The following is a 24,134-nucleotide window of genomic DNA, read 5'->3' on the forward strand; positions in this document are numbered from 1 at the left end:
ACTGTCGCGCGAGCGTCTGTGACAGCCTTAGAGTTGTAAGGGAGAGCGTGCCGTCCCTCGGCCACCGATCAGAGTCGCCGGAACGGTCGGCGATCGGCGGCCGTCGTGGTCGTAATACTGGATCGAGTTCGGTATCGCTACTCGTTACTCCTCGCGCTCGGGTCGTGTCGGTCCCGACCGAGAATCGCTCCCGGCCCCGGTCTCCGACGGAACCGGACGGCGCCGCCCCGGACGCTCCACCGTCCCGGCATCGACGTGCTGTCCGGGCATCGACGTGCTGACGATCGGCGACGACGAGTTCGACCTTCACCGGTTCGAGGAGGTGGCCCCGGCGATCCGGACCGCTCCGTACCGGCGTCGAGTGGGAGCCGGCGACGGACGACGGCGGGTTCGCCCGTCGACTGGCGCTATTCGGTTCCGCCCGCGTCGGGCTCGCTCGTGGACGCCGGCGTCAACTCCCCGGCCTCGACCATCGATTCGAGCGGGTTGTCGTCGACGTCGAGCGGGAACGTGACCCGCCCGTTCCGCCGGACCGACTCCCACGCGCCGAAGATCAGTTCGGTCGCGTTCAGCGCGTTTCCGGCGTGGAGTTCGCAGGACCGCCCGGCGTCCAGCGAGTCCACCGCGTCGACGACCGCCCGCCGGACGTACTCGTTCATCGGGTCGTGGAGCCCCTCCTCGCCCGTCTCGACGGGCTCCCAGCCCGCGCCGTCCCGGCGGACGCGGAGGTCGACGCCCGGGTCGGCCTCCGGTCCGATCTCGATGACGCCGTCCGTCCCCACGAGCCGGTTGTGACAGCCAACGAGCGACCGGCCGGCGCCGGTCGCCGCGAACCCGTCGACGCCGTTGGCGTACTCCCACTGGACGATCGCCTGGTTCTCGTTGTGGACGCCGTACCGCACGTCCCGCTCGTGATAGTCGAGCCCGGCGAGCACCCAGTCTGCGGCGGTCTCGTCGTTGTAGTAGTTACAGAGGTCGAAGGAGTGGCTGCCGTAGTCGTACAGGTTCGCCGCGCCGAACTCGACGCGCTCGAGCGCCCCGACTTCACCGTCGTCCAGCAGTCGCTTCGCCGTGCGGAACGGCCGCCCGTACCGGCGCTGATGGTTGAAGGTGAGCTGTACGCCCCGGTTCGCCGCTCGCTCCGCCATCCCCCGTGAGCCGCCGACGGTGCGCGCCATCGGCTTCTCGCAGTGGATCGCCTCGACCCCGGCGTCGATCGCGTCGCGGACGATGCGTTCGTGGGACGCCGGCTGTACGGTGACGCTCAGGACGTCCGGCTCGACGGCCGCGAGGAGCGCGCCGTGACTCTCGTAGACGTCGCCGACGCCGAACTCGTACTCCCGGGCGAACGCAACGGCCCGCTCCCTGTTGCGGTCCGCACAGGCGACGAGTTCGACGTCGTCGTGGGACCGGTAGGCGTCGGCGTGTTTGTACCCCATGCCGAAGCTCTCCCCCGACTCGTGGGACCGCGTTCCGGCACCGACGACCGCCGCTGTGTACCCATGCGACCGCGTCTCCCGCGAGCGACTTGTGTACTTCGACGGCAGGGTGAGGAAACCGGAGAGAGACGCGCCCGCCGGGGGTCGAAGGGGCCGAGGACGCCGCCGAACGACGGCGCTCGCGACAGTCGTGATGGGCAATCGAAAACCGGGCGGAGCCGATGACGGACCGGCTCAGAACGTCTGCTGGGGCGGCGTGACGCCGTCGGTCTTCGTCTTGACGGCGTCGCCCGACTTCGTGTCGAACAGGTAGACGGCCTCGGGCGGGAAGTCGAGTCCCACCTCGTCGCCGCTGGTCGGGCGGACCGACGCGTCGGTCCGGGCGACGACCTCCTTGCCGCCGACGTCGCCGTAGATGAAGTTCTCGTTCCCCATGTTCTCGACGACCGTCACCGTCATCACGCCCCCGCCGGTGTCGATCTCGAGGTCCTCCGGGCGGATGCCGAGCCGAACCGACTGCCGGTCCTCAAGCGAGGCGTGCGTCATCTCGTACTCGAAGCCGCCGGACCCGACGAGGGTGGCTCCATCGATCGACACGTCGAAGAAGTTGATGCTCGGGCTCCCGATGAAGTTCGCCACGAACTCGTTCGTCGGATCGCGGTAGAGCGTCTCGGGCGGCCCCACCTGCTGGAGCCGACCGTCCGAGATGACCGCGATGCGGTCGCCCATCGCCATCGCCTCGGTCTGGTCGTGGGTGACGTACACCGTCGTCGTCCCCAGTTCGTGCTGGAGCGCCTGGATCTCGGTCCGCATCTCCGAGCGGAGCTTCGCGTCCAGGTTCGAGAGCGGCTCGTCCATCAGGAACACGTCGGGCTCCCGGACGATTGCGCGCCCGAGCGCGACGCGCTGCTGCTGGCCGCCCGAGAGCTCGCCGGGTTTCTTCGACAGCAGGTCGCCGATGCCCATCATCTCGGCGATCTCCCCCACGCGTTCCGTGATCTCGGGCGTCGAGAGCTTCGTCGAGAGCTTCAGCCCGAACCCGAGGTTCTCCTCGACGCTCATGTGGGGGTAGAGCGCGTAGTTCTGGAACACCATCGCCACGTTGCGGTCCCTCGCCCGCAGGTCGCTCACCTCGTCGCCGTCGAACAGCAGGTCGCCGTCCGTGATGGTCTCCAGCCCGGCGATACACCGGAGCATCGTCGTCTTACCGCAGCCGGAGGGGCCGACGAGGACGATGAACTCGCCGTCACGGATCTGGAGGTCGACGTCGTCAACCGCGACGATCTTGTTCCCCTCGACGTCGTGCTCTTCGTTCGCTTCGTACTTCTTGACGAGTCCGTCGATATCGATTTGCGTCATGCTGTATCACTCCTTCACTGCTCCCGCCAGGATCCCCCGCACGAAGTACTTCTGGAGCGCGAGGAACACGATGAACATCGGGAGTATCGCGATCGCCGATGCAACCATCAGTTGGTCGAACGCCACGGTCTGTTGGCCCATGATCTTCGTGATGGCCACCGGGATGGTGAACTTGTCGGCGCTCAGGACGACGAGCGGCCAGAGGAACAGGTTCCACTGGAACAGGAACAGGATCACCGCCAGCGCCGCCATCGAGGACTTCATCGACGGCAGCGCGACCCGGTAGTAGAGTTGGAACTCCGAGGCGCCGTCCATCCGCGCCGACTCGAGCAGCGCGTCAGGGATCGCCTGCATCGTCTGGCGCATGAAGAAGATCCCGACCGGGTACGCGGCCCACGGCAGGATGACCGCCGCGTACGTGTTGGTCATGTTCGTGTTCGACATCACGAGGAACAGCGGGATGACCAGCAGGTTGATCGGGATGACGAGCGTCGCCAGGATGCCGACGAAGATCGGCTCCTTGAACCGGAACTCGTACTTGGCGAACGCGAAGCCCGCCATCGAACACAGCACCAGCGCGAGCGCCGTGTACACCACGGCGATCAGGATGCTGTTCCACACGCTGTCGAGGAAGTTGACGTACTCCCGGGACTGGAGCGCCTCCAGGTTCGCGAGGAACTCCCCGCCGGGCAGGAGCTGTGGCAGCCCGCTGCCCGACAGGATCGCCTCCTGTGGCAGGGTCGATGCGACGACGATCCAGTAGATCGGAACGAGCATGAACAGCGCGGCGGCGACGAGGAAGCCGTAGCCTCCGAACCGCCACAGCGCCTCGGATCTGCTTCGGTCGTGCATTTCAGTTCACCTTGAGTGGTATCAGCGATAGCCCGATGACGATGCAGACGAGAACGACCGTCAGCGCGCTCCCGTAGCCGAGTTGCAGGTTCTGGAACGCGATCTCGTAGATGTAGTACACCACCGTGCGCGTCTCCTTGATCGGCGCGCCGGCCCCGATCAGGATCGTCGGCTCGGAGAACTTCTTGAACCCGCCGATGGTGGACATCACGAGGACGAACACCAGCACGGGTTTGAGCTGCGGGATCGTGACGTACCTGAACTTCTCGAACCGGCTCGCGCCGTCGATCTCGGCCGCCTCGTACAGCGACTCGGAGATCGTCTGCAGTCCGGCGAGGATGATGATCATGTTGTAGCCGGTCCAGCGCCAGGTCGCCATGAACGCCATCAGGTTCCGGGACCAGAACCCGTTGCTGAGCCAGTCGATCGGGGTGAGCCCGAGGAGCTGGAAGAACAGGTCGAGCAGTCCGCCCTCCGCGACGATGACGACGAAGACGACCGAGTACGCGACCGTGTTGGCCGAGACGGGCAGCAGCATGATGCTCCGGAAGACCCCCTTGAAGCGGGTGAACCCGGCGTTCAACATGACGGCCAGCCCGATCGCCAGCCCCACGTACAGCGGGACCTCGATCGCGAAGACGTAGGCGGTGTTGAACAGCGCCTGGTGGAAGACGCCGTCGCTCAACAGCCGCTCGTAGTTCCGGAGCCCCACGAACTCCAGGCTGGCGATCCGCGGGATCGTGACGATCGAGTCGCCGATCTGCATCCAGAACAGCGGCTGCTCGGCGACGCCCTGGTAGGTGAAAAACGACAGGTACACCGTGTAGAAGATCGGGAACGCGAGGAACGCGAAGAACAGCAGGAAGAACGGGCTGAGAAACAGGTACGGCGTCCCCGGAATCGAGGGCAGCGTCTCCTTGAACCGCTGGCGCTGGAAGCGGAGGCGATCTGAGAGCTGTACGATGAGCTCCGAGCTCATCTATGCGACGTCCCGACCGGTGCGGTTCGCGACCCGTTCTGCCGCGCGATCCAGGACCGTCTTCGGCGAGTCGCCCTCGTCGATCATGTTGCGCATCTCCTCGTTGATGATCGTCGAGACGATCGGCGAGTCGATGTTGAACCGGTAGCCGGGGATGTTGGGCATCTGCTCGATCCAGATCTCCCCGAGGTTCTGCCCCCCGAAGAAGTCGATCCCCTGGTTGAACCCGTCGTTCTCCCAGGACGGCTCGTGTGCCGTGAAGGTGCCCTCGTTCGCGTACTGTATCCCGTTCTGCTCGGGGCTCGCACACGTGAACTCGATGAAGTCCCAGGCGCGGTTCGCCTCCTCCGCGGAGAGCTGTGAGGGGATGACGAGCCCCGAACCGCCCCGGTTGCTCGCGCGATTCCCGCCCTGCTCGACGGCGGGCAGCTTGAAGCCGCGCCAGTTGCCGGCGGTGTCGCCGATGTTCGAGCGCAGCGTGCCCTGGAACCACGAGCCGGTGGCGTAGCCGGTGATCGTCCCCTCGTTGAACCCGGAGAACCACTGCTGGCTCCAGTTGGCGACCCTGTCGACGAGCCCCTCGTTCGCCAGCCGGTTCATGATGCGGGCGGACTGCAGGCCGGTCTCGCCGTTGAGCACGACGTTGCCGTCCGCGTCGAACTCCTGGCCGCCCTGCATCCGGTTGAGGAACCGCCAGTAGAGGTTCGAGTTCGACGCGGGCAGCGAGAGCAGCGCGACGTCGTCGGGGAGCTTCTTCCCCTCCTCGATGAGCTGGTCCCACGTTTCGATCTCCTCGTGGGGCGCGAGCCCGTGCTCGTCCCACACGTCGCGGCGGTAGTAGAGCATCGTCGGCGCGGCGTCGTCCGGGACCGAGTAGATGGCCCCGTCGTCGCCCGACACGGCGTTCAGGTGCCCCGAGCTGAACTCGTCGACGATCCCGGCCTCCTCCATCCGGGGACGGAGGTCCCGAAGCCCGCCGGTGCTGGCGACCTTCAGCGTCTTCTTCTGTTCGACGAGCGCCGTCGTCGGCGCGCCCTGTCCGGAGATGATCCGCGTCTGGATCTTGTTGATGAGCTCGCTATACCCCATGTTGGTGTGGGAGATGCTCGTCCCGGTCTCCTGTGAGTACCGGTCCATGATCCCGCCGTAGGACCCGGACATCTCCCAGAACTCCATCGAGTCGGCCTTCGGACGCGGCGTCGACTCCCCGGAGTCGGTCGGCGTGGAGTCCCCGCCGGAGCCGTCCGTCTCGGGCTGTTCGGTCGGGGACTGTGTCGGCGGGCTGGAGTTGACCCCCGCACAGCCGGCGAGTCCCGCGACGCCGACACCACCGATCGCTTTCAACACTGTTCGACGAGTACCGTCCTCTGAGCTGTCTACCATGGCGAACGTTGGTGATGTCTATAGGGGGATGTATATAACTTTGGGTTGGTGACCCATACCGCACTGCGGGGTCGACGCCGACCGAAGACGTCCGACGCATCCAAAGAAATATGGCCGCCGCCGCGGACGCGCTGGGTATGCGGCTTCCAGCAATCGGTCTCGGCACCTGGCAGAACACCGACCCGGAAACGTGCAGCGAGAGCGTGCGAACGGCCCTCGAGATGGGCTATCGCCACGTCGACACCGCCCAGTACTACGGCAACGAGGAGGCGGTCGGTGCCGGCATCCAGGCGGCCGACGTCCCCCGCGAGGAGGTCTTCGTCGGCTCGAAGGTCCACGCCGAGAAGTTCGGGCTCGCCCACGAGGAGGTCATCGAGGGGCTCGAGGTCACGCTCGACCGGCTCGGGCTCGACTCGCTCGACCTGCTGTACGTGCACTGGCCCGTCGGCAACTACGACGCCGCGGAGACGATGCCGGCGTTCGACGAGCTCGTCGACCGGGGGCTGATCGACCACGTCGGCGTCTGTAACTTCGACGTCGACCTGCTCGACGAGGCGATGGACCACCTGGACGCGCCGCTGTTCGCCAACCAGGTGGAGACCCACCCCCTCCTCCAGCAGGACGACCTCGTCGCACACGCGCAGGAACACGGCTACGAACACGTCGCGTACTCGCCGCTCGCGCGGGGGAACGTGTTCGAGATCCCCGCGATCGTCGACGTCGCCGAGAAACACGGCGTCAGCCCGGCACAGGTCAGCCTCGCGTGGCTCCGGTCCAGAGACCGAGTCAGCGCCATCCCGAAGGCGACGGGCGAGGCCCACCTCCGGGACAACCTCGACTCGGTCGACCTCGACCTGGACGATGCGGACGTCGAACGGATCAGCGCGCTCGACCGGACCGAGCGCTTCGTCGAACGCGACGGGGCGCCGTGGCTCGACGACTGACGCCCCGGGCCCCCGATTTCGACTCCTCCGTCACGCCGACCGCGACGACTCGGATTCTCTTCTCACGGGGACGGAAGCAGAGACGGCACAGTGACGACGACCACCGACCGTGTGCGGGATCGCTGTTCGAAACCGGGAGCAGGATGGCGGATCGAGCGCGGGAGCAGGATGGCGGATCGAGCGCGGGAGCAGGATGGCGGATCGAGCGCGGGAGCAGGATGGCGGATCGAGCGCGGGAGCAGGATGGCGGATCGAGCGCGGGAGCAGGATGGCGGATCGAGCGCGGGAGCAGGATGGCGGATCGGCGCGGGCACGGAAGTCGGGAACGGCACCGCCGGGCGGCGCTCACCAGGACGTGATCGGGATCTCGCGGAGGGGGCTCTCGAGGGGGACGGACACCGACGAGCCGGTGTAGTGGGAGACGTAGAACGCGACGATGATCTCGAGCGAGCGGGTCGCCTCGATGCCGGGGGAGTAGTTCGCCTCCTCCCCGTTCAACACGTCCTGGATGTGGTCGGCCGCGTTGGCGAACGAGCGCTTGTAGTCGTCCTCCCACGTCCACGCGCCGTTGATCCCCGGGAGCGACTGCTCGACGTGCTCGCCGTCCTCGAGCGACCAGTAGCGCCACTCGCCGTCGTCGTTGTTGAGGTACAGTTTCCCCTCGCTGCCGATGAAGTTGAGCGTCATCGAGGACAGCTCGCGCGGGATCGTGCAGTCGACGGTGACGAACGAGCCGTCGTCCATCACGACGTGGCCGCCGCCGCCGGCGTCGTCGATGTCGGCGGCCGCGTCGAGCGAGTCGATCGCCTCGTTCTCGCCGGTGATGTACCCGCTCACCTGCTCGGCTCGCGCGTCGAGGAGGTAGACGAGCGTGTCGAGGACGTGCGTGGAGTTGCGCATGAGCTCCATCCGGTACTGCGCGCTCACCGACTGGATCTCGCCCAGGAGGTCCCGACGGTTGATCAGGTGCTCGAGCTGCTGTAGCTTGTCGGTGAACCGGAACGAGTGGTTGACGATCAGCTCCGTGTCCGTCTCCGCACAGACGTCGATCATCTCCTCGGCGGCGCTGACCCGCGAGGCGATCGGCTTCTCACACCAGATGACCGCCGGATCCGCGGCCGAGCGCGCCGCGTCGATCGTGTGCTCGTGGTGGAGGAACGAGGGCGTACAGATCGAGACGACGTCGAGATCCTCGCGGGCGAGCATCGCCTCGTGGCCGACGTAGCGGCGATCCGGCGGGACGTCCCACGCCTCGCCGAACGTCGCCAGTTGCGCCTCGTCGACGTCGGCCACCGCGACGAGTTCGATCTCCTCGGTGCTCGCGTACCCGCCCGCGTGGCTCGCGTCGATCTTCTCGTTCCCGATCGCCTCCTCGTCGTGCATCCCGAGAATACCCATGCCCGCGATCCCGCCCGTCCCGATTACTCCAGCTCGATATGTCATTATCAGTCTCTCCCCGTACCGCCCGCGAACCCGCCGGTCCCCCCTCGGGACGGTCCGCCGGCAGTACGGGTTCGGTGTGTGATGGAGTCATCAGTATCGCCCGTAATAAATCTTTGAGTGCCGGAGGGGACGTCGCCGCCACGCGCGGAATCGGGCGTAGCCCCGGAGCTTGTCCGCTCTCCTCCCGAAATCTGGCTTTTGGGTCGCGCCGGGACCCGTTCCCGCGAACCGAACTGAGCCGAGCGCGACCGGTCGGTCACGACCCGGCGGCCGCTCATTCGCGGTGGGACGCCGCGACGAACTGCCCCTCCTCGAACTCGATCGGTGACGGCTCCTCGAGGACGCGGAGGTCCTCCCGGTCGCGTGCGGCCTCGACCAGCGCGGGCGAGGCGTGGAGCCGGCGGAGGTGCATCGTGTCGGGCGCGCGGAGCACGCGCACCGTCTCCGGGTCGACGACGCCGATCGTCGAGAGCGCCGCGACGAGCCCGGCCCGGTCCGTCTCGACGACCGGCGGGAGCTTCACGCCGCGGATCGTGCTCGCCGTGAGCGCGTTGACGAGCGTCGTCGTGGCGTCGAGTTCGGCGACGACGTCCTCGTGGACGACGTCGGCCGAGCCGACGCCCATCGCGTTCCCGTGGGTCGCCTCGGTCAGCGAGCGCGTGTAGATGCGCTTGATCTCCGGCCGCTCGGGGGCCGGCTCGTTGATGGAGAACGGCCGCCGGCCGACGACGTTCGTGTCGATCCCCTGGCCGCTGATCTCCTTGCCCTGCCGGTCGAACACGACGAGGTCGAGGTCATCGAACGGGAGCGTCGGCATCAGGTCGTAGGCCCGTTCGAGCAGCTCCGCCTCCCGGTCGAGGAAGCCGCTCGGGGGGATTCCCTCGACGATCGTCGTCTCGTCGTGCTGGTCCTCGACGACGGCGACGCCGCCGACGATGGGGAGCGCCTCGAGGAGCTGGTCCGTGATCGCGGGGATCATGCGCCGGAACGACCAGTCGACGGCCCACTTGTGCGCGATCTGTGCGCCCCGCTGTTTCCCCATGCCGATGACGAGCATCTTCGAGAGTCCGCTCTCGACCGTCCCGTCGAAGTCGGTGTGGGGTTTCACGCGGTTGATCGGCACGATGGCGTCCGCCCCCGCGGCGTTAGCGTCGGCGACGACGGGGACGTCCCGGTCGGGCGTTCGACCGACCTCGACGACGTCCATGCTCGACCGGATCTCACAGCCGATGGCGGCCGCCGTGACGCCCAGTTCGTTCAGCATCTCCCGCTGGCCCTCGCCGGTCGCACCCCCGTGGCTCCCCATCGCCGGGAAGACGAACGGGTCGTAGCCGGCGTCGGCGACCGCCTCGACGACGCCGGACACGATCGCCGCGAGGTTGGCGATGCCGCGGCTGCCGACGCCGAGCGCCACCTCGCCACCGGCCGGAACGCCGTCGAACGACAGCGACTCGACGGCACGAGCGGCGCGCGAACCGACGGCCGCGGCCGGAACGGGGTCGGTGTCCCAGACCTGTTCGATCACCCCGAGTTCGGGGAGCGGCGGGTCGCCACACGCCTCGACGATCCGCCGTTCCGGGACCGAAACGGCACTCGCTGCCCTCTCCTGGTCGCTCGGATCCATACGCGTCCCATCGACGGATCCGGACATAAACGTGGTCCCTCGCCCCCGTCGGCCGCGGGCCGGCCGGGACAACTCAAGGTTTTTGTCCCGGCGGCGCGGTTCGGAGGACGATGCAGTTCGTCCGCTACACAGACGGCGCCGCTCCGACGTGGGGCATCAAACGGGACACGACCATCCACGCGCTGGCGGGCCTCCCGCAGGGGGAACCCGACCTCGGCGACGTTTCGAACCCCGACTACCGGTCGCGGGTGTCGACGCTGGTGAACGAGGGGACGCTGACGCGGGTTCCCGTCGACGAGGTGTCGCTGCTGGCACCCGTCCCGCGCCCCGGCAAGATCGTCTGCTGCGGGCTGAACTACCGCGATCACGCGGAGGAACAGGACGAGGACATCCCCGAGCGGCCGATGCTGTTCGGCAAGGCTCCGACGGCGGTGACGAACCCCGGCGACCCCATCGTCCACCCCGGCGGCGGGGAGCAGGTCGACTACGAGGTGGAACTCGCCGTCGTCGTCGGCCGGGACGGCCGGAACCTCTCGGCGTCGGACGTGCCAGAGCACGTCGCGGGCTACACGGTGCTCAACGACGTCAGCGGGCGGACCGCCCAGGGGCGCGACGGGCAGTTCTTCCGGGGGAAGAGCTACGACACGTTCGCGCCGATGGGGCCGACGCTCGTCGCGGACGAGGCGTTCGACCCGAACGGCGTCGACGTGGAACTGCGCGTCGACGGCGAGCCCAAGCAGTCCTCGAACACCGAGCAGTTCGTCTTCGACGTGAACGAACTCCTCTCCTACGTCAGCGAGGCGATGACGCTCCGCCGGGGGGACGTGATCTCCACTGGCACGCCGGGCGGGGTCGGCATCTTCCGTGACCCCGTCGAGGTCCTGGAGCCCGGCCAGACGGTCGAAGCGACGGTCGAGGGGATCGGCACCCTCCGCAACCCGGTCGTCTCGGGGTAGTTCCCCCGCGGTTCCTGGTTCTCCCGCTCGGTCCCTACTCCTTTCTCCCGCTCGGTCCCTACTCCTCCCGTTCTGGCACCACCGCGACCATCACGTCGTTGACGTTGGTGCCGGTCGGTCCGGTCCGGATCGTCGCGCCGATCGGCGAGAGGTACGTCCCCGCGTCGTTCGCGTCGAGGTGTTCGCTCGCACGCGCCCGGTCGGCGTCCCCGACCGTCCCGTGGTCCGCGATCGCGCCGGCGACGTCGGAACTGCCGTCCTCGCCGTCGGTGTCGACGGCGGCGACGACCGCCTGCTCTGTCAGGGCGAGCGCACCCGAGAGCACGAACTCCTGGTTCGGGCCGCCCTCGCCGGGGTCGTCGGCCACGGTCACCGTGCACTCGCCGCCGGCGAGGATGACGGCCGGCGGCTCGACCGGGTCGCCCCCGACGGCACACTCCTCGGCGATGCCGGCGAACGCGGTGCCCACCTCCCGCGCTTCCCCCCGAAGCCGCGAGGAGAGCACGACCGGCGCGTGACCGGCGTCGGCGGCGACCGACCGGGCGGCCTCCAGCGCGACCGCGTTGTCACAGAGCAGGTGGCTCCCGGCCCCGCCGACCGTCGGGTCGTCGCCGAACGGCGTCTCGGCGACCCGGCCGGCGACGCCCGCCTCGAGGTGGTCCGAGACTGCCGGGGACGGGGTGAGCCCGTGGCGGTCGAAGGTGGCCAGCGCGTCCGAGAACGTCGTGTCGTCGGGCACCGTCGGGCCGCTGCCGACCGTCGAGAGGTCGTTGCCGACGACGTCCGACAGCGCCAGCGTCACGACGGTCGCGGGTGCCGCCGCCCGGGCCGCCCGCCCGCCCTTGACGGCCGAGAGGTGCTTTCGGACGCCGTTGACCGCGTCGATCGGGGCTCCGCCCTCCAGCAACTGCTCGGTCGTCGCCCGGACGTCCTCGACCGTGAGATCGCCGGCCGGCGCGGTCAGGAGCGAACTCGCGCCGCCGGTGACGACGAACAGGACGAGCGTCCCCGAGCCGGCGGCCGCGAGCGTGTCGAGCAGTTCGGTCGTCGCTTCGACGTTGCGCTCGGTCGGAAGCGGATGGTCGCCCGTCACGGGGCGGACGCGGTCCAGGTCCGCGTCGTGTTTCGTCACGACCAGCCCGTCCGTGATCCGGTCGCCCAGCACCGACTCCAGCGCCGACGCGACGCCGTGAGCCGCCTTCCCGCCGCCCACGACGAGGACGTCCTCGTACGCGCTCAGGTCGTACGCGGCGTCCGCGACGGCGAGCACGTCACCGTCGAGCGAGACGGCGTCGCGGGTCGCGCGTTCCGGGCTCGCGGCCTCGATCGCCGCGGCGACACAGTCCAGGGCGAGCTCGCGAGCGTCGCCGTCGCCGAGCGCGTCCCGGTTCTCGATCATGCAGGTCGCTGCGAGCCCCACGGTAATAATCTGGCGGGTCGAGCGCCTCAGAGGTCCCCGGGAGCACACGCGAGCAGTTCGTCCCCCTCCGCGGTCTCGACGACGACGCCGTCATCGGTCCGCCGGAGTTCCGGTCCCGGCTCCAGGGGGACGCTCCGGTCGGGACTCGCCCTGACGGTCGAACCGAACCAGTGAACCCCGGGCTCGTGGGTGTCCCGGAGCGTCGGGACGACCGTCCGGGGATGCATGAGGTTCGTGTTCGGCTCCCCGTCCACGACGACGGGCGTGCGGTCACCCGACGAGCCGGCGATTCCGCTGGTCCCGTTGGGGTAGCGTGCGAGCGCGGTCCCGTCCCCCGTCTCGTGTTCGAACCGCGAGCCGTCGTCGCCGGTCCGATCGAGCGCGTACCCGCCCTCCTCGCTGTGCACCGTCCTGTCCGTCTCCAGCCGGTGAACGCGGACGTGGCCGGGGACCGCCGGCGCCAGCCACGTCCGGACGGTCACGCCGTCCCACGGGTCCCACCGGGACCCGAGCGTGGTCCCGTCGACGGTCGTCGCCGAGGCCGAGGCCGGAATCTTGTACTGGTCGCCGTCGATGCTGAGCGCGAGCGCGCTGTCGTGGCCCGCGGTGCCCGGCCCCGGCCGCCGACCGGCCACGGAGAACCCGAACTCGGTCGAGTACGCGAACTTGGTGTACTTCTCCCGCCCGTGGACGCTGTCCTGTGGCGTCGAGAGCGCGAACAGGTGGTCCTCGCCGCGACGGACGACCTTGCCGGCCTCGCCCTGGACCGACGTCGTCGGGAGCTCCGGCATCGCCTCCTCGTCGGCCCGCCAGAACGGATGTGTCGCGTCGAGCGCGAGCGGCATGAACGCCTTCATCGCCCAGTAGGGCGAGTTCGGGGAGTTGTACGTCTCGGAGACTTTCAGCGTGGGGTAGCGGTAGCCGACCGAGAGGAGCCCTCCGCCGGTGAAGACGGGCTGGTTCAGCCACCAGCGGATGTTCCGGGCCCAGAGCCCGCGGATGACGCCCCAGGGGAGCGGGTCGAGCCCGGCGAATGCGAGCCCGCCCCAGAACGACGCCTGCGCGAAGCGGTAGGTGAGGCTCCGGCCGAACGGGAGCGCCCGGCCGCGCTCGTCGAACCAGTGGACGTGTCGTTGCGCGAACGCCTCGGCCCTGGCGCGGAACCGCTCGGCTCGCTCCGGGTCCTCCTCGTCCGCGATGGTCGCGTACACGAGCCCGTAGAACTGCATCGCCCAGGGAAGGTAGTAGTCGACCGGGCTCCCGTCACCCTTCGGCCCGTCGGTGTACCAGCCGTCGCCACGATGGAACGTCTCGAGCCGGTCGAGCGCGTCCCGGGCGGCCGCCCAGTCGTGTTCCGCGCCGACCGAGCGGAGCCCGAGGTTCACCATCACGCGGAAGAACAGCCAGTTGCAGTCGTACAGTTCGGCGTCGTTGATCTGGTTCAGCCAGGTCGCCACCCGGTCCCGCTCGGCGTCCGACAGCGGCTCCCAGAGCTCCTCGGGCGCGAGCGCCAGGCCGACGCCGATGGCGGCCATCTCGACGTGTTTCTGCGAGTAGTCGTCCGCCTCGCCCCAGTACTCCTCGTGTGACGGGTCCGTCCCGTTGACGAGGCCGATCCGGAACAGCGGCCACCGATCGAACTCCCCGCCGACGCCCCTGGGAACGACGCCCCACAGCGGTCGTGCGAACCCCTCGAGTTCGGCCGAGACGGCGGGAAAGTGCGCGCCGGTCGCCGCCGGCCGAACTCGCGCCCTGCCGGGGCTGAACTGCGACGCCAGCGGCTCGACGAGCTGGTCGACCGCGCGCTCGAAGTCCTCGCGGGAGTGGAGCGGATTGTCCGCTACTGGATCCATACCTACCCCACCGCGACCGTCCGCCAATAACGTTTCCCCGACCGCGTTCCCGACCGGTCCGGGTCGTCCCGGGTGCCGTCGTCCGCCCCGACGCCGGGGGCGAATCCGGACGACTGCTCACCAGTACCGGTCCCACTGGTCGGTCGCCCGGACGAGCGCCTCGAGGTAGAAGTAGTCGCCCCAGATGCAGCACTCGTCGTAGTCGCCGTCCGTCGGGTCGTACGCCCCCTCGGTCAGGAGCCCGTTCGAGTCCAGCCCCTCGGTGGTGTAGTGCTCCGCGAGGCTCCCCAGCGTCTCCAGCGCGGCGTTCCGGTAGCTCGCGGCGCGGCGGTCCGCGAGCGGGAGCTGACGGGCGAGTTCGTCGAGCCCGCAGGCGGCGATGGCGGCCGCCGAGGAGTCGCGCCAGTCCTGCTCGGCCGGCGCGTCGAAGTCCCAGCGGGGGACGCAGTCGGCCTCGACGTTCGAGAGGTAGTGGTTCGCGAGCCGTGCCGACAGTCGAGCGTACGCCCGTTCGTTCGTGTAGTCGGCCGCCAGCGCGTAGCCGTAGATCGCCCACGTCTGGCCGCGCGACCAGCGCGAGTCGGCGTCGTACCCCTGTGCCGTCTCGCCGCCGATCGGCGCTCCCGTCTCCACGTCGCACTTGAACGTGTGGAACGTCGAGCCGTCCGCCCGAACGACGTGTTCCGCGTTGGTTCGGGCGTGGGTCTCCGCGACCGACGCGTACGTCGAGTCGCCCGTCGTCTCGCTCGCCCAGAACAGCAGCGGGAGGTTCATCATCGTGTCGACGATCATGCGTCCGCGGTTCCAGGTGTCCTCTTCGGCCTCGTGGTCGCCCCACGCCTGGATGAGGCCGGGCGCCTCCCAGAACCGGTCGACGAGGAGGTCGGCGGCCGCGAGCGCCGCCGACCGGTACCGTTCGGTCCCGGTGAGCCGGTGGCCCGCGACCGCCGACAGCGTGTACAGGAACCCCAGGTCGTGGGTCTCGACGTCGCCGCTCTCCAGGCGTCGCTCGAACGTCTCCAGTTGCGCCTCGGCGGCCTCGCGGAACCGGGCTTCCCCCGTCACTTCGTACGCGAGCCAGCACAGCCCCGTCCAGAACGACGTCGTCCAGCCGTCCCGGTTGTCGGTCGGCGCGTAGACCAGGTCGTCGCTCGAGGGGCCGGGGAACTCGTCGTGGAACGTGTCGAGGTTCTCGCCGATGCGGGCGATCGCGTCGGAACGCGCCCGCCGGAGAGCCGCCCGATCGACGTCGGGGGGCTCGGCGAACCGGGCCGGAACCTCACCCTCCCCAACGGCAGTCAGTAACGCGTCCGGAGTGCGGGACATGGAAACCGGTACTTGCAGTCCCGGCATAAATCCGTCGTTGCGGCCGACGCGGCGCGGTCGCCTGCGAGCTGCCTCCGAGCAGCAGCGTGACGTCCGCGAGGGATGCTCCACGGCCATCCGGTCGAACCGACCTCGCTTCGCCCTCCGAAGCGGCATTCCGACCCACTGAGCAGCAATAGTGAATCGAATTCACTCATACACCACCCAGGTTTATGTGAACGGGACGTATTCGGGTCCGCATGGCCGAGAACCAGTCGGCGAACCTCGTCAAGTCCGCGCGGACGACGTTTCGGATCCTCGAACTGCTCAAGGAGAAGAAGGAGCCCACGGTCACAGAGTTGACCGCGGAGTTCGACCTCTCGAAGAGCAGCATCCACAACTACCTGACCACGCTCGAGCGCGACGGCTACGTCGTGAAGGAGGGGAACGCCTACCGGCTCGGCCTCAAGATGCTCGACCTGGGCGGCTACGCGCAGCACGGACAGCGGATCTACGACGTCGCGAAGGACGAGGTCACGGCGCTGGCCGAGGAGACGGGGGAACTGGCGAACCTCCTCGTCGAGGAACACGGGAAGGGGATCTACCTCCATCGCGCCCACGGCGAGGACGCCGTCAAGACCGACTCGTACATCGGCCAGGAGGTGTATCTGCACAACACCGGCCTCGGGAACGCGATCCTCGCGCACCTCCCGCGGGACCGCGTCCACGAGGTTCTCGACGAACACGGGATGCCGGCGACGACCGGGAGCACCATCACGGACCGGGACGAACTGTTCGACCACCTCGACGAGGTGCGCGAGAACGGGTACGCGCTCGACGACGAGGCCCGCGTCAAGGGGCTGCGCTGTGTCGCCGTCCCGATCATCAACAACGACGACGAGGTCGAGGGGGCGATCAGCGTCTCCGGCCCGACCAGTCGGTTCCAGGGCGACCGGTTCCGGGAGCGGCTGCCCGAGAAGCTCCAGAGCGTGGCGAACGTGATCGAACTCAACATCACGTACACCTGACGCACACTCAAACTACGTCACCTCCTACTAATTCTGAGGGAGTTTCTAAAATGCACGATGATTGCGGCGTAATCCCGGAACACGAATCATTTCAGGAACTCCGATCTACCATTACTGACGATCAGACAGTATCACTGAGTATGGGCCGGTGAGGAGTTCCAGGACCGGATCACGGCGCTCGGTGATTACAGTCGTACACGCGTAATGGACCGCTGGATAGCCCCGGTTTGTGAGGCTCGACATAGCTATCAAACCTAGAGAACGCACACGTAGTATAGATTTAGTTATGTTTATGTGCTTCTGGTGTGGCTATTTCGAGACGTATCCGACTCGTGGAAGATCGAAGATAGTTCGGGAACTCGGCAGCGGAACCGACGAGTAAAGTCGAATATCTCTGCCGATTTTGAACGAACACATCTGTTCGATCGGGTCCTGCGATCGACCTTCACGAGAACGAAATCCGATTTGTCGTTCTATCACCGGACCTAACGAATGGAAACACTGTGTCGAGAACTGATCGTTTCTCGGCGGGGAGATTTCGAGCGTCCCCTGCTCACCACTCACGCTGCCCCGTCGACGACCGACCGCTTTCCGAGCCTGTCGGTGTCAGGCCGTGTTCCCGTCCTGCGTCTCCCGATCGGTCTCCTCGGCGAGGTCGCTCGCCTCGACCTCCGAGGCGACGCCCCACGGGAGGCCAAGGAACTCCTCGGGTGACTCGACGATGACGCCGATCGGCCCGCCGGGCACGACGTCCTGACCGTCGGCGACGAGGGTCTCGTGGAGGACCCCCCGCTCGGCGGCCACGACAGTCGCGGTCCCGCTTCGGTAGTCGATCTCGGCGATCAGATCGCCCTTCCGGACGGACGCACCCGCGTCGGCGTGCCACCGGATCGAACCATGCGTTCGCCCGTCGGGACCGTCGTCGGGGACGTGGATGATCTCCCCCATCTCGAGAGCCTTGCGCGGGAGCCGCAGTAACCGTTTTGGTAGCAGAACGTGTCGGTTTACACCGAACGGGTTCAGATTCGACGTATCCGGCTTGGACTGCGGCCGTCCGATCGGACCGACGGACGGCGAATTCGTGGGCCCTGATCGCTCGTGCGACCGATCGGCTGGTCACCTTCGACGCGCTCCGTGGTATAGATTCAAGGGACTCGACGGCGTGAGTGGACCGTGAGTTCCACATGTCCGATCTGCTGTTAGAAAACGTCGGTCGCGTCGTCACCGGCGACCCGGCGGACCCGACGAAATCGGTCGAATCGATCCACGTGCGCGACGGCGTCATCGAGGAGCTGGGAGCCTCCGCGACGACCGCCGACACCGTCATCGACGTGCGGGGGACGACCGTCGTCCCGGGGCTGATCGACGCCCACGTCCACCCGGTGGCGGGCGGGTACACGCCCAGACAGAACACGCTCGGCTGGTGTGAAAGCTACCTACACGGCGGCGTCACGTCGATGGTCTCGGCCGGCGAGATCCACCATCCGGGGCGGCCCGCCGACGCGGCGGGGACGAAGTCGCTCGCGGTGCTCAACCGGAAGTCGTACGGGAACCACCGGCCCGGCGGGGTGAAACTCCACGCCGGGACGCTCGTGCTCACGGACGATCTCGCGGTCGAGGACGTCGAGGAGGTCCGTCGGCAGGGCGTCGAGCGCACGAAGATCATCTTCGCCATGGCCGACCTCGATCACGCCCACGACCTCGTGGCCCGGGCGAAGGAGCTCGGCATGGTGACGATGATGCACGCGGGCGGCGCGAGCGTTCCGGGAACCCGGTCCATCGGCGAGGAACAGTTCAGGCGCGTCGAGCCCGACGTCGCGCTCCACTTCAACGGCGGCCCGACCGCGATGCCCGACGACGAGTGGCGAGCCCTCCTCGCGGACACGGACATGGATCTGGAACTCGTCGTCGCGGGGAACCAGCGGACCGCCGGCGAGATCCTGTCGACGCTCGCCGACCGCGACGAGCTTGACCGGCTTCAGATCGCCACGGACACGCCGACGGGCACCGGCGTCGTCCCGTGTGGGATGTGGCTGGAGGCCAGTTTCCTCGCGAGCACGACCGACGTGAGCGCGGCCGAACTCGTCTGTCTGATGACCGGCACGCCGGCCGCCCACCACGGCCTCGACGCGGGTCGGATCGAGCCGGGCCGTCCCGCCGACCTCTGTATCCTCGACGCGCCCCAGGGGAGCGCGGCAGACGACGCCCTCGGCGCGATCGAACACGGTGATTATCCCAGCGTCGACACCGTGCTCGTCGACGGGGAGGTGCTCGTTGACGGGAGTCGGAACACGGGCCCCGCGAAGCGACCGGCGGAGATCCTGTAAGGGTTCACGGGCGGTCGGTTCCCCGTCCCGTTCGGTCGTCCCGCCGGACCGGACTAGCTTTATCATCTCCGTGCGAGACCTTCGAAGCGTATGCTGCTCGATCTCACCCAGACGCTCGAGGAGGACGTCCCGTACCCCGCGGTCTGCCCGCCGCCCTCGTTCGGCACGGTGCTGGACAACCGGGCCGACGATCCGCTCAACGTCCAGCAGTTCTCGCTGTCGACACACACCGGGACCCACATCGACGCGGTGCGCCACCGGTTCCCGGACGGCGAGTCGATCGACGAACTGCCCCTCGAACGGTTCACCGGCGAGTCGGTCGTCCTGGACGTTTCCAGGGAGGAGGCGGGCCCCGTGGACGCCGCGGACCTCGCGGCGGCCGTCGACCGCGACGACCTCTCGATCCGTCCAGACGACGTTGTGCTGCTGTACATGGGCTGGGGCGACAAGTACGGCACGGACGAGTACGAGATCCACCCGTGGCTGACGACGGACGCGGCCGCGTGGCTCGTCGACCGCGAGGTCTCGCTCGTCGGGATGGACACGATCACGCCCGACGTTCCCGGCCCCCACCGATCGGACGACTGGGCGGAGACCGAACGGTGGCCCGTGCACGAAGTGCTGCTCGGCGGTGACGTCCTCATCGCCGAGAACCTGGTCAACCTCGACCGCATCGCCGGCGAGCGCGTCGCGGTGACGGCGTTCCCGCTGAAGATCCGTGACGGCGACGGCGCACAGACCCGGTTCGTCGCCGAGACCGAACACCGAGTCGCACCCGACGAGCCCCGGAGCTAGGTTCCAGTCGAGCGGAGCGCCGGAGCGCCGCAGGCGGTCCCCGCCGGCTCTTCTGACGGTACACGACGCGGAGCGTTCGCCGTGCGTTCCACGCGAAAACCGTCACGTCGTGTTCGCAGTTACCGAACACCGAGTAACCATTACGATCGTATCGTTGTAATTTGAACGGCGGGAATCGGTTGAATACGCCTCGCGGCGCGTTCACCGCGTCGGACTCGTCCGCCGCTCGACTCCGTCGTGCAGCACGGTCGGGAATGCGGGGACGAGCGCCCCCGATCCAGTCGATCTCCGATCCGGACGCGGACCAGTTCTCCGGACCGGACGCTTCGGCCGACCCACGTCGCAGACGGAACCTGTTCGGGATCGCCGAACAGCCATCCCGACGGCGACGGTCGCCGACCGCCCGGCACCCGTCGAGCCGACCGCGACCGGTCCGGATACCGAACCCGATCCGGACCGCTCGGACGCCCGGACGACCCCGACCCGCGTTTTGCGGGTCAAGCTTTAATGCATCCGGGCGAGGAGTGTTCGGTATGACCGACGACGAACCCCAACAACCAGGGGTGAAAACGACCGAAACGATCGTCGAGATAATCGAAACCCTGCGCGACCTCGACGGTGCGAGCGCCGCGACGCTGTCCGACCATCTCGGCATGTCGAGAAGCTGGACGTACGAGCACCTCGTCACGCTGGAGAAGCTGGAGTACGTCGTCAACGAGGACGGGACGTACCGACTGGGGTTGCGGTTCCTCGACCACGGCAAGTACGTCAAGAGCCGGATGCGGATCCACCAGCTCGTCCAGTCGTCGATCGCGCACCTCGCCGAGGAGACCGGCGAACTCGTTCGGTTCGGGGTCGAGGAACACGGGCGCGTCTTCCAGTTGAACGAGGCGGCCGGCGAGCGGGCCGTCGCCGTCGACCGGTGGCTCGGCGAGCACACGCACATGCACTATCTCGCGCTCGGCAAGTCGATGCTGGCGTACATGCCCGAGTCACGGGTCAGGGAGATCCTCGACCGCCACGGGCTGCCGGAGATGACGAACGAAACGATCACCGACGAGGGGAAGCTGTTCGACGAGCTGGAGGAGATCAGGGAGCGCGACGGGATCTCGTTCATCGACTCCGAGCTCGAAGCGGGCGTCAGGGCGGTCGGAGCGCCGATCATCCACTCGGAGGACATCGTCGGCGCGATCAGCGTCTCGGGGCCCGCGAACAGGCTGAAGGGGCCGCTGTTCCGCGAGACCATCCCCGAGCAGATCCGGGCGACGACCAACGAGGTCGAACTCAAGCTCCTCACCGAGCTCGAGTGACCTGAGCTCGGGGGCGAGGCCCGCCCTGCGGGAACGTTAATACGCCCCGCTCGACAGCACAACCCGTGAACCCGTTCGACACGCCGGGGCTTCTCGTGCCGCCGATGACGCCGTTCGCTGCCGGCGGCGACGTCGACCACGAGGCCTACGAGGAACAGATCGAGTACGTCCTCGCGAACTGTGATCCGGCGGCGATCCCGCTGCTGGCCGTCGAAGCACAGGAGTACCGGGCGCTCTCACCCGCCGAGCGGGCCGAGACCGTCCGTCGGGGGGCGGAGATCGTCGACGGGCGCGTCCCGGTCATCGTCGGCGCGTCGGCCGCCAGTCCCCGCCGGGCGATCGAGTTCGGCCGGATCGCAACCGAGGTCGACGCCGACGCGGTCCAGCTTCTGATCCCCCGACGGCTCCAGGGCGGAGCCACGCGCGTCGAGGAACTGGCCGCGTTCTTCGCCGAGGTGGGTGACGCGCTCGACCTGCCGATAGTCGCGTACCACAACCCCGGTCCGGGCGCCTCGTTGACGCCGGACGAACTGGTCCGGCTGGCGAGAGTGGACGCGGTCGCGGCGTTCAAGGAGAGTTCGAGAAACGCCAGGCGCGTGCTCACCCTGATCGAGCGGATCGACCGTGCGGGGCTGGCGAACTACTACACGACGATGGAACTCCTGCTGGTCACCGTCCTCATGGGAGGGTCCGGCGGGACGATGCCCGCCCCGCCAGCCGTGATCGCGAGCGACCTCCTCGCGGCGCTCGCGGACGGCGACCTCGAGGGGGCCCTCGACCGCCAGCGGGCGTTCGCCGAGTTCCCGGCCGGCTTCCTCGAACACGGCTTCCCGGCGGTGATGAAAGCGGCGCTCGCACACGTCGGCGTCGACGCGGGGGTCCCCCTGTCTCCCGCCGGTCCCCTGCCGGCGGAAGTGCGCGCGCGCCTCGCGGACCGGCTGGACGCCGTCGGGCTGGCGGCCCACTCGGCGTCCGATCGCCGGTAAGTCGCCTCAGGTGTCCGCTTCCAGCGGAAGGATCGTCCCCCGGTCGATCTTCACTTCCCCGTCGATCTCCAGGGTCGGGCGGGCGACGACGCCGTCCATGTGCAGTCGGCTCTGCACGTCGCCGCCGACGTCGGCGTTCGTGCCCAGTCCGACGTGGATGCACCCGAGCATGACCTTGTCCTCGCGCTGGACGCCGACGATCTTCGACTCGGGGTTCGTGCCGACCGAGAACTCCGTGGGCATCTTGTACGCGTCCTCGTCGCCGTACTCCTCGAGGATCCGCTCCAGTTCGAGCGCCTGGTACCCCCCGTCGACGTCGACGATGCGCCCCGACTCGATCTCGATCTCGATCGGCTCCTCCAGCCGACCCAGGGCGTGCATCGTCGTGTCGATGACGAGCGTCCCGTCGGCCGTGGCGGGGTCGGGCGGGACGTTGAACTCGCCGCCCGGGCAGATGGCCGCCCGGAAGCCCGGCCGGAACTCCTCGGCGCGCAGCGGCCAGCCCGGCGGCTCCTCCGGATCCGGCTCGTCCGGGACGAACACGCGGTCCTCGATGCTCAGCGTCAGATCACAGCCGTGCTCGCTGGTGAGCCGCGCCTCGCTCCCTCCCTCGAACACCTCCGTCGCCACGCGGTAGGTGAGCCGCTCGATCTCCTTGTAGTCGGCCGTGAAGCCGCCGGACGTGAGCATGTCCATCGTCATCCCCCCGTCGAGACAGACGAAGGGGACGCCGCTCTCCATCGCCTCGTGGCCGGCGGGGCTGTGGAGCATCGCGGTCGTCGTGCAGGTGACGACGACGTCGACCTCCTTCATCTGGGCCGCGACGCTCGCCGGCGGGTCGAAGTAGTCCATCTCCCGCGGTTCGAACACGGAGACGATCGGGTGGGCGCCGATGTCGGCGACGGCGGCCGCGACGGACCGCCACACCTCCGGGTCGTGGTCGGTGTCGGTCACGAGCAGTACCTCGTCGCCGGCCTCGACGTTCGGTTCCAGCGGCTTCTTCACGTACTTCGCGGCCTCGATGGAGCGGTACGGCGCGTGATCGATCGATCGCTGGCCCATGAGTCCCGGTCGTCTTCCGCCCGAATAACTGTTCTGTCGGGCACGGCGCGGACCCCAGTCTCCGATCCCCACACCCGCCTCCCCGCACCCGACCCGACGAAAGCGTTAAGATTCGACGCGGAGACGCTCCAGCACGATGGATTCAGCGATCAGCGGCGTCGTCGCGCCCGTGATCACGCCGGTCGAGGAGGGCGAGATCCGGCCCGACCGCGTCGACCGAAGCGTCGAGTTCACGCTCGAGTGCGGCTGTCACGCGGTAGTGGCGGCCGGGACCGGCGTGCAGGAGACGTCCACGATGTCGCTCGAGGAGCGACGCGAGGTGATCGCCGCGACGGTCGAGGCGGTCGACGGCGCCGTGCCGGTCGTCGCCGGCGTCTCGTTCCCCTCGAAACCGGGGACCGCGGCGCTCCTCGAGCACGCCGCGCGGGAGGGGGCCGACGCGGTCGTCGCGATGCCGCCCTGGGGGCTCCCGCCGAGCGGCGACGCGATCGTGCGCTACTTCGAGTTCGTCGCCTCCGAGAGCGACCTGCCGGTGGTCGCGTACAACAACCCGACGGTGACCGCCGACATGTCGCGTGAGACGATGGCCGCGGTCGCCGCGCTCGACGGCGTCACCGCCGTGAAGGAGAGTTCGCGCGACTGGCTGAAGATCGGGTGGCTGCTCGAACGGGTCCGGCACGCGGGCCACGCTGACGTGTTCACCACGATGGACGTGCTGCTCCCGACGCTCCAGGCCGGCGGCGGCGGCGCCATCATTCCCCCGCCGGCGACCGTGCCCGCGATGGCGGTTCACGAGGCCTACGAGGCCGGAGACCTCGAGGCAGCCGCCGAGGCCCAGCGCACGTTCGGCACGTTCCCGCCGGACGCGGCGAACGGCCTCACCCCGACGGTGAAGGCGGCCGCCGAACGCGCCGGGGTGTCGGTCGGGCCACCGCGCTGGCCCTACGACCGGCTGCCGGCAGAGGCACACGACGACCTCGAGGCGTGGATGGACCGCGTCGACGTTCCGCGGTACGACTGAGCCGTGACCCGGGCTCCCAGCCACACGGCGCCCACTGCGGTTGCTCCC

20 protein-coding genes are annotated in these 24,134 nt (G+C 68.5%); 8 read left to right on the forward strand and 12 right to left on the reverse strand.

Translation table 11 applies throughout. From position 1 onward, the window contains the following. Positions 1–407 precede the first annotated feature (407 nt). The 5 genes from RJT50_RS01775 to RJT50_RS01795 form a co-directional block, all read right to left on the reverse strand. The gene (locus RJT50_RS01775) at positions 408–1,439 is read right to left on the reverse strand and encodes a Gfo/Idh/MocA family protein (protein ID WP_313693500.1); all 1,032 of its coding nucleotides are present in this window, start codon (positions 1,437–1,439) and stop codon (positions 408–410) included. 234 nt (positions 1,440–1,673) lie between these two features. After that, positions 1,674–2,798 (reverse strand): ABC transporter ATP-binding protein, encoded by a 1,125-nt coding sequence (locus RJT50_RS01780; RefSeq protein WP_313693501.1) that lies wholly within the window; start codon positions 2,796–2,798, stop codon positions 1,674–1,676. A gap of 6 nt (positions 2,799–2,804) precedes the next feature. After that, entirely contained in the window at positions 2,805–3,650 is an 846-nt protein-coding gene (locus tag RJT50_RS01785) for a carbohydrate ABC transporter permease (RefSeq protein ID WP_313693502.1), read from the reverse strand. 1 nt (position 3,651) lies between these two features. Continuing rightward, positions 3,652–4,629: a carbohydrate ABC transporter permease gene (locus RJT50_RS01790; protein WP_313693504.1), complete on the reverse strand. Its 978-nt coding sequence runs from the start codon at positions 4,627–4,629 to the stop codon at positions 3,652–3,654. Beyond that, complete coding sequence (locus RJT50_RS01795; RefSeq protein WP_313693506.1) at positions 4,630–6,012, reverse strand: ABC transporter substrate-binding protein; 1,383 nt, start codon at positions 6,010–6,012, stop codon at positions 4,630–4,632. 137 nt (positions 6,013–6,149) lie between these two features. Here RJT50_RS01795 and RJT50_RS01800 point away from each other — a divergent pair, with 137 nt between their 5' ends. Further along, positions 6,150–6,956 carry an aldo/keto reductase gene (locus RJT50_RS01800; RefSeq protein ID WP_313693508.1) on the forward strand — a complete coding sequence of 269 codons (807 nt, stop codon included), beginning with the start codon at positions 6,150–6,152 and terminating at the stop codon, positions 6,954–6,956. Positions 6,957–7,301: 345 nt separating this feature from the next. Here RJT50_RS01800 and RJT50_RS01805 read toward each other — a convergent pair whose 3' ends face one another. Further along, on the reverse strand, positions 7,302–8,399 hold the full coding sequence (locus tag RJT50_RS01805; protein WP_313693510.1) for a Gfo/Idh/MocA family protein: 1,098 nt from the start codon (positions 8,397–8,399) through the stop codon (positions 7,302–7,304). Positions 8,400–8,673: 274 nt separating this feature from the next. Then, positions 8,674–10,023: a nickel pincer cofactor-dependent isomerase, group 22 gene (locus tag RJT50_RS01810; RefSeq protein ID WP_313693512.1), complete on the reverse strand. Its 1,350-nt coding sequence runs from the start codon at positions 10,021–10,023 to the stop codon at positions 8,674–8,676. Positions 10,024–10,133: 110 nt separating this feature from the next. Here RJT50_RS01810 and RJT50_RS01815 point away from each other — a divergent pair, with 110 nt between their 5' ends. After that, complete coding sequence (locus RJT50_RS01815) at positions 10,134–10,979, forward strand: fumarylacetoacetate hydrolase family protein (RefSeq protein WP_313693514.1); 846 nt, start codon at positions 10,134–10,136, stop codon at positions 10,977–10,979. A 58-nt stretch (positions 10,980–11,037) separates the two neighbouring features. Here the strand turns inward: RJT50_RS01815 and RJT50_RS01820 are convergent, their stop codons facing one another. From RJT50_RS01820 to RJT50_RS01830, 3 genes are all read right to left on the reverse strand, one after another. Next, positions 11,038–12,378 (reverse strand): glycerate kinase type-2 family protein, encoded by a 1,341-nt coding sequence (locus tag RJT50_RS01820; protein WP_313693516.1) that lies wholly within the window; start codon positions 12,376–12,378, stop codon positions 11,038–11,040. A gap of 47 nt (positions 12,379–12,425) precedes the next feature. Continuing rightward, the gene (locus tag RJT50_RS01825; protein ID WP_313693517.1) at positions 12,426–14,252 is read right to left on the reverse strand and encodes a DUF2264 domain-containing protein; all 1,827 of its coding nucleotides are present in this window, start codon (positions 14,250–14,252) and stop codon (positions 12,426–12,428) included. A gap of 117 nt (positions 14,253–14,369) precedes the next feature. Continuing rightward, complete coding sequence (locus RJT50_RS01830; protein WP_313693519.1) at positions 14,370–15,578, reverse strand: glycoside hydrolase family 88 protein; 1,209 nt, start codon at positions 15,576–15,578, stop codon at positions 14,370–14,372. Positions 15,579–15,817: 239 nt separating this feature from the next. On the opposite strand from RJT50_RS01830, the gene RJT50_RS01835 reads away from it, so the two are divergent. Continuing rightward, positions 15,818–16,585 carry an IclR family transcriptional regulator gene (locus tag RJT50_RS01835; RefSeq protein WP_313693521.1) on the forward strand — a complete coding sequence of 256 codons (768 nt, stop codon included), beginning with the start codon at positions 15,818–15,820 and terminating at the stop codon, positions 16,583–16,585. Between the two features lie 606 nt (positions 16,586–17,191). Here the strand turns inward: RJT50_RS01835 and RJT50_RS01840 are convergent. Continuing rightward, positions 17,192–17,533, reverse strand: coding sequence for a biotin/lipoyl-containing protein (locus RJT50_RS01840; RefSeq protein ID WP_313693522.1), 342 nt, complete (start codon positions 17,531–17,533; stop codon positions 17,192–17,194). Positions 17,534–17,769: 236 nt separating this feature from the next. Here RJT50_RS01840 and RJT50_RS01845 point away from each other — a divergent pair, with 236 nt between their 5' ends. The 4 genes from RJT50_RS01845 (at position 17,770) to RJT50_RS01860 (ending at position 22,003) form a co-directional block, all read left to right on the forward strand. Further along, positions 17,770–18,912, forward strand: coding sequence for an amidohydrolase family protein (locus RJT50_RS01845; RefSeq protein ID WP_313693524.1), 1,143 nt, complete (start codon positions 17,770–17,772; stop codon positions 18,910–18,912). 90 nt (positions 18,913–19,002) lie between these two features. Then, positions 19,003–19,707 carry a cyclase family protein gene (locus RJT50_RS01850; protein ID WP_313693525.1) on the forward strand — a complete coding sequence of 235 codons (705 nt, stop codon included), beginning with the start codon at positions 19,003–19,005 and terminating at the stop codon, positions 19,705–19,707. Between the two features lie 533 nt (positions 19,708–20,240). Then, positions 20,241–21,017: an IclR family transcriptional regulator gene (locus RJT50_RS01855; RefSeq protein WP_313693527.1), complete on the forward strand. Its 777-nt coding sequence runs from the start codon at positions 20,241–20,243 to the stop codon at positions 21,015–21,017. A gap of 65 nt (positions 21,018–21,082) precedes the next feature. Then, positions 21,083–22,003 (forward strand): dihydrodipicolinate synthase family protein, encoded by a 921-nt coding sequence (locus RJT50_RS01860; protein ID WP_313693528.1) that lies wholly within the window; start codon positions 21,083–21,085, stop codon positions 22,001–22,003. A gap of 6 nt (positions 22,004–22,009) precedes the next feature. Here RJT50_RS01860 and RJT50_RS01865 read toward each other — a convergent pair whose 3' ends face one another. Continuing rightward, positions 22,010–23,065, reverse strand: coding sequence for a 2,5-dihydroxypyridine 5,6-dioxygenase NicX family protein (locus RJT50_RS01865; protein WP_313693529.1), 1,056 nt, complete (start codon positions 23,063–23,065; stop codon positions 22,010–22,012). A gap of 136 nt (positions 23,066–23,201) precedes the next feature. Here RJT50_RS01865 and RJT50_RS01870 point away from each other — a divergent pair, with 136 nt between their 5' ends. Further along, the gene (locus tag RJT50_RS01870; RefSeq protein WP_313693530.1) at positions 23,202–24,086 is read left to right on the forward strand and encodes a dihydrodipicolinate synthase family protein; all 885 of its coding nucleotides are present in this window, start codon (positions 23,202–23,204) and stop codon (positions 24,084–24,086) included. Positions 24,087–24,134 lie beyond the last annotated feature (48 nt).

Source organism: Halobaculum sp. XH14, assembly GCF_032116555.1.
Classification (GTDB): domain Archaea; phylum Halobacteriota; class Halobacteria; order Halobacteriales; family Haloferacaceae; genus Halorarum; species Halorarum halobium.

Excerpts from the sequence above, each read along its gene's own strand:
- RJT50_RS01775 (WP_313693500.1), bottom strand. The coding sequence starts at position 1,439 with ATGGGGTACAAACACGCCGACGCCTACCGGTCCCACGACGACGTCGAA.
- RJT50_RS01780 (WP_313693501.1), bottom strand. The coding sequence starts at position 2,798 with ATGACGCAAATCGATATCGACGGACTCGTCAAGAAGTACGAAGCGAAC.
- RJT50_RS01785 (WP_313693502.1), bottom strand. The coding sequence starts at position 3,650 with ATGCACGACCGAAGCAGATCCGAGGCGCTGTGGCGGTTCGGAGGCTAC.
- RJT50_RS01790 (WP_313693504.1), bottom strand. The coding sequence starts at position 4,629 with ATGAGCTCGGAGCTCATCGTACAGCTCTCAGATCGCCTCCGCTTCCAG.
- RJT50_RS01795 (WP_313693506.1), bottom strand. The coding sequence starts at position 6,012 with ATGGTAGACAGCTCAGAGGACGGTACTCGTCGAACAGTGTTGAAAGCG.
- RJT50_RS01800 (WP_313693508.1), top strand. The coding sequence starts at position 6,150 with ATGCGGCTTCCAGCAATCGGTCTCGGCACCTGGCAGAACACCGACCCG.
- RJT50_RS01805 (WP_313693510.1), bottom strand. The coding sequence starts at position 8,399 with ATGACATATCGAGCTGGAGTAATCGGGACGGGCGGGATCGCGGGCATG.
- RJT50_RS01810 (WP_313693512.1), bottom strand. The coding sequence starts at position 10,023 with ATGGATCCGAGCGACCAGGAGAGGGCAGCGAGTGCCGTTTCGGTCCCG.
- RJT50_RS01815 (WP_313693514.1), top strand. The coding sequence starts at position 10,134 with ATGCAGTTCGTCCGCTACACAGACGGCGCCGCTCCGACGTGGGGCATC.
- RJT50_RS01820 (WP_313693516.1), bottom strand. The coding sequence starts at position 12,378 with ATGATCGAGAACCGGGACGCGCTCGGCGACGGCGACGCTCGCGAGCTC.
- RJT50_RS01825 (WP_313693517.1), bottom strand. The coding sequence starts at position 14,252 with ATGGATCCAGTAGCGGACAATCCGCTCCACTCCCGCGAGGACTTCGAG.
- RJT50_RS01830 (WP_313693519.1), bottom strand. The coding sequence starts at position 15,578 with ATGTCCCGCACTCCGGACGCGTTACTGACTGCCGTTGGGGAGGGTGAG.
- RJT50_RS01835 (WP_313693521.1), top strand. The coding sequence starts at position 15,818 with ATGGCCGAGAACCAGTCGGCGAACCTCGTCAAGTCCGCGCGGACGACG.
- RJT50_RS01840 (WP_313693522.1), bottom strand. The coding sequence starts at position 17,533 with ATGGGGGAGATCATCCACGTCCCCGACGACGGTCCCGACGGGCGAACG.
- RJT50_RS01845 (WP_313693524.1), top strand. The coding sequence starts at position 17,770 with ATGTCCGATCTGCTGTTAGAAAACGTCGGTCGCGTCGTCACCGGCGAC.
- RJT50_RS01850 (WP_313693525.1), top strand. The coding sequence starts at position 19,003 with ATGCTGCTCGATCTCACCCAGACGCTCGAGGAGGACGTCCCGTACCCC.
- RJT50_RS01855 (WP_313693527.1), top strand. The coding sequence starts at position 20,241 with ATGACCGACGACGAACCCCAACAACCAGGGGTGAAAACGACCGAAACG.
- RJT50_RS01865 (WP_313693529.1), bottom strand. The coding sequence starts at position 23,065 with ATGGGCCAGCGATCGATCGATCACGCGCCGTACCGCTCCATCGAGGCC.
- RJT50_RS01870 (WP_313693530.1), top strand. The coding sequence starts at position 23,202 with ATGGATTCAGCGATCAGCGGCGTCGTCGCGCCCGTGATCACGCCGGTC.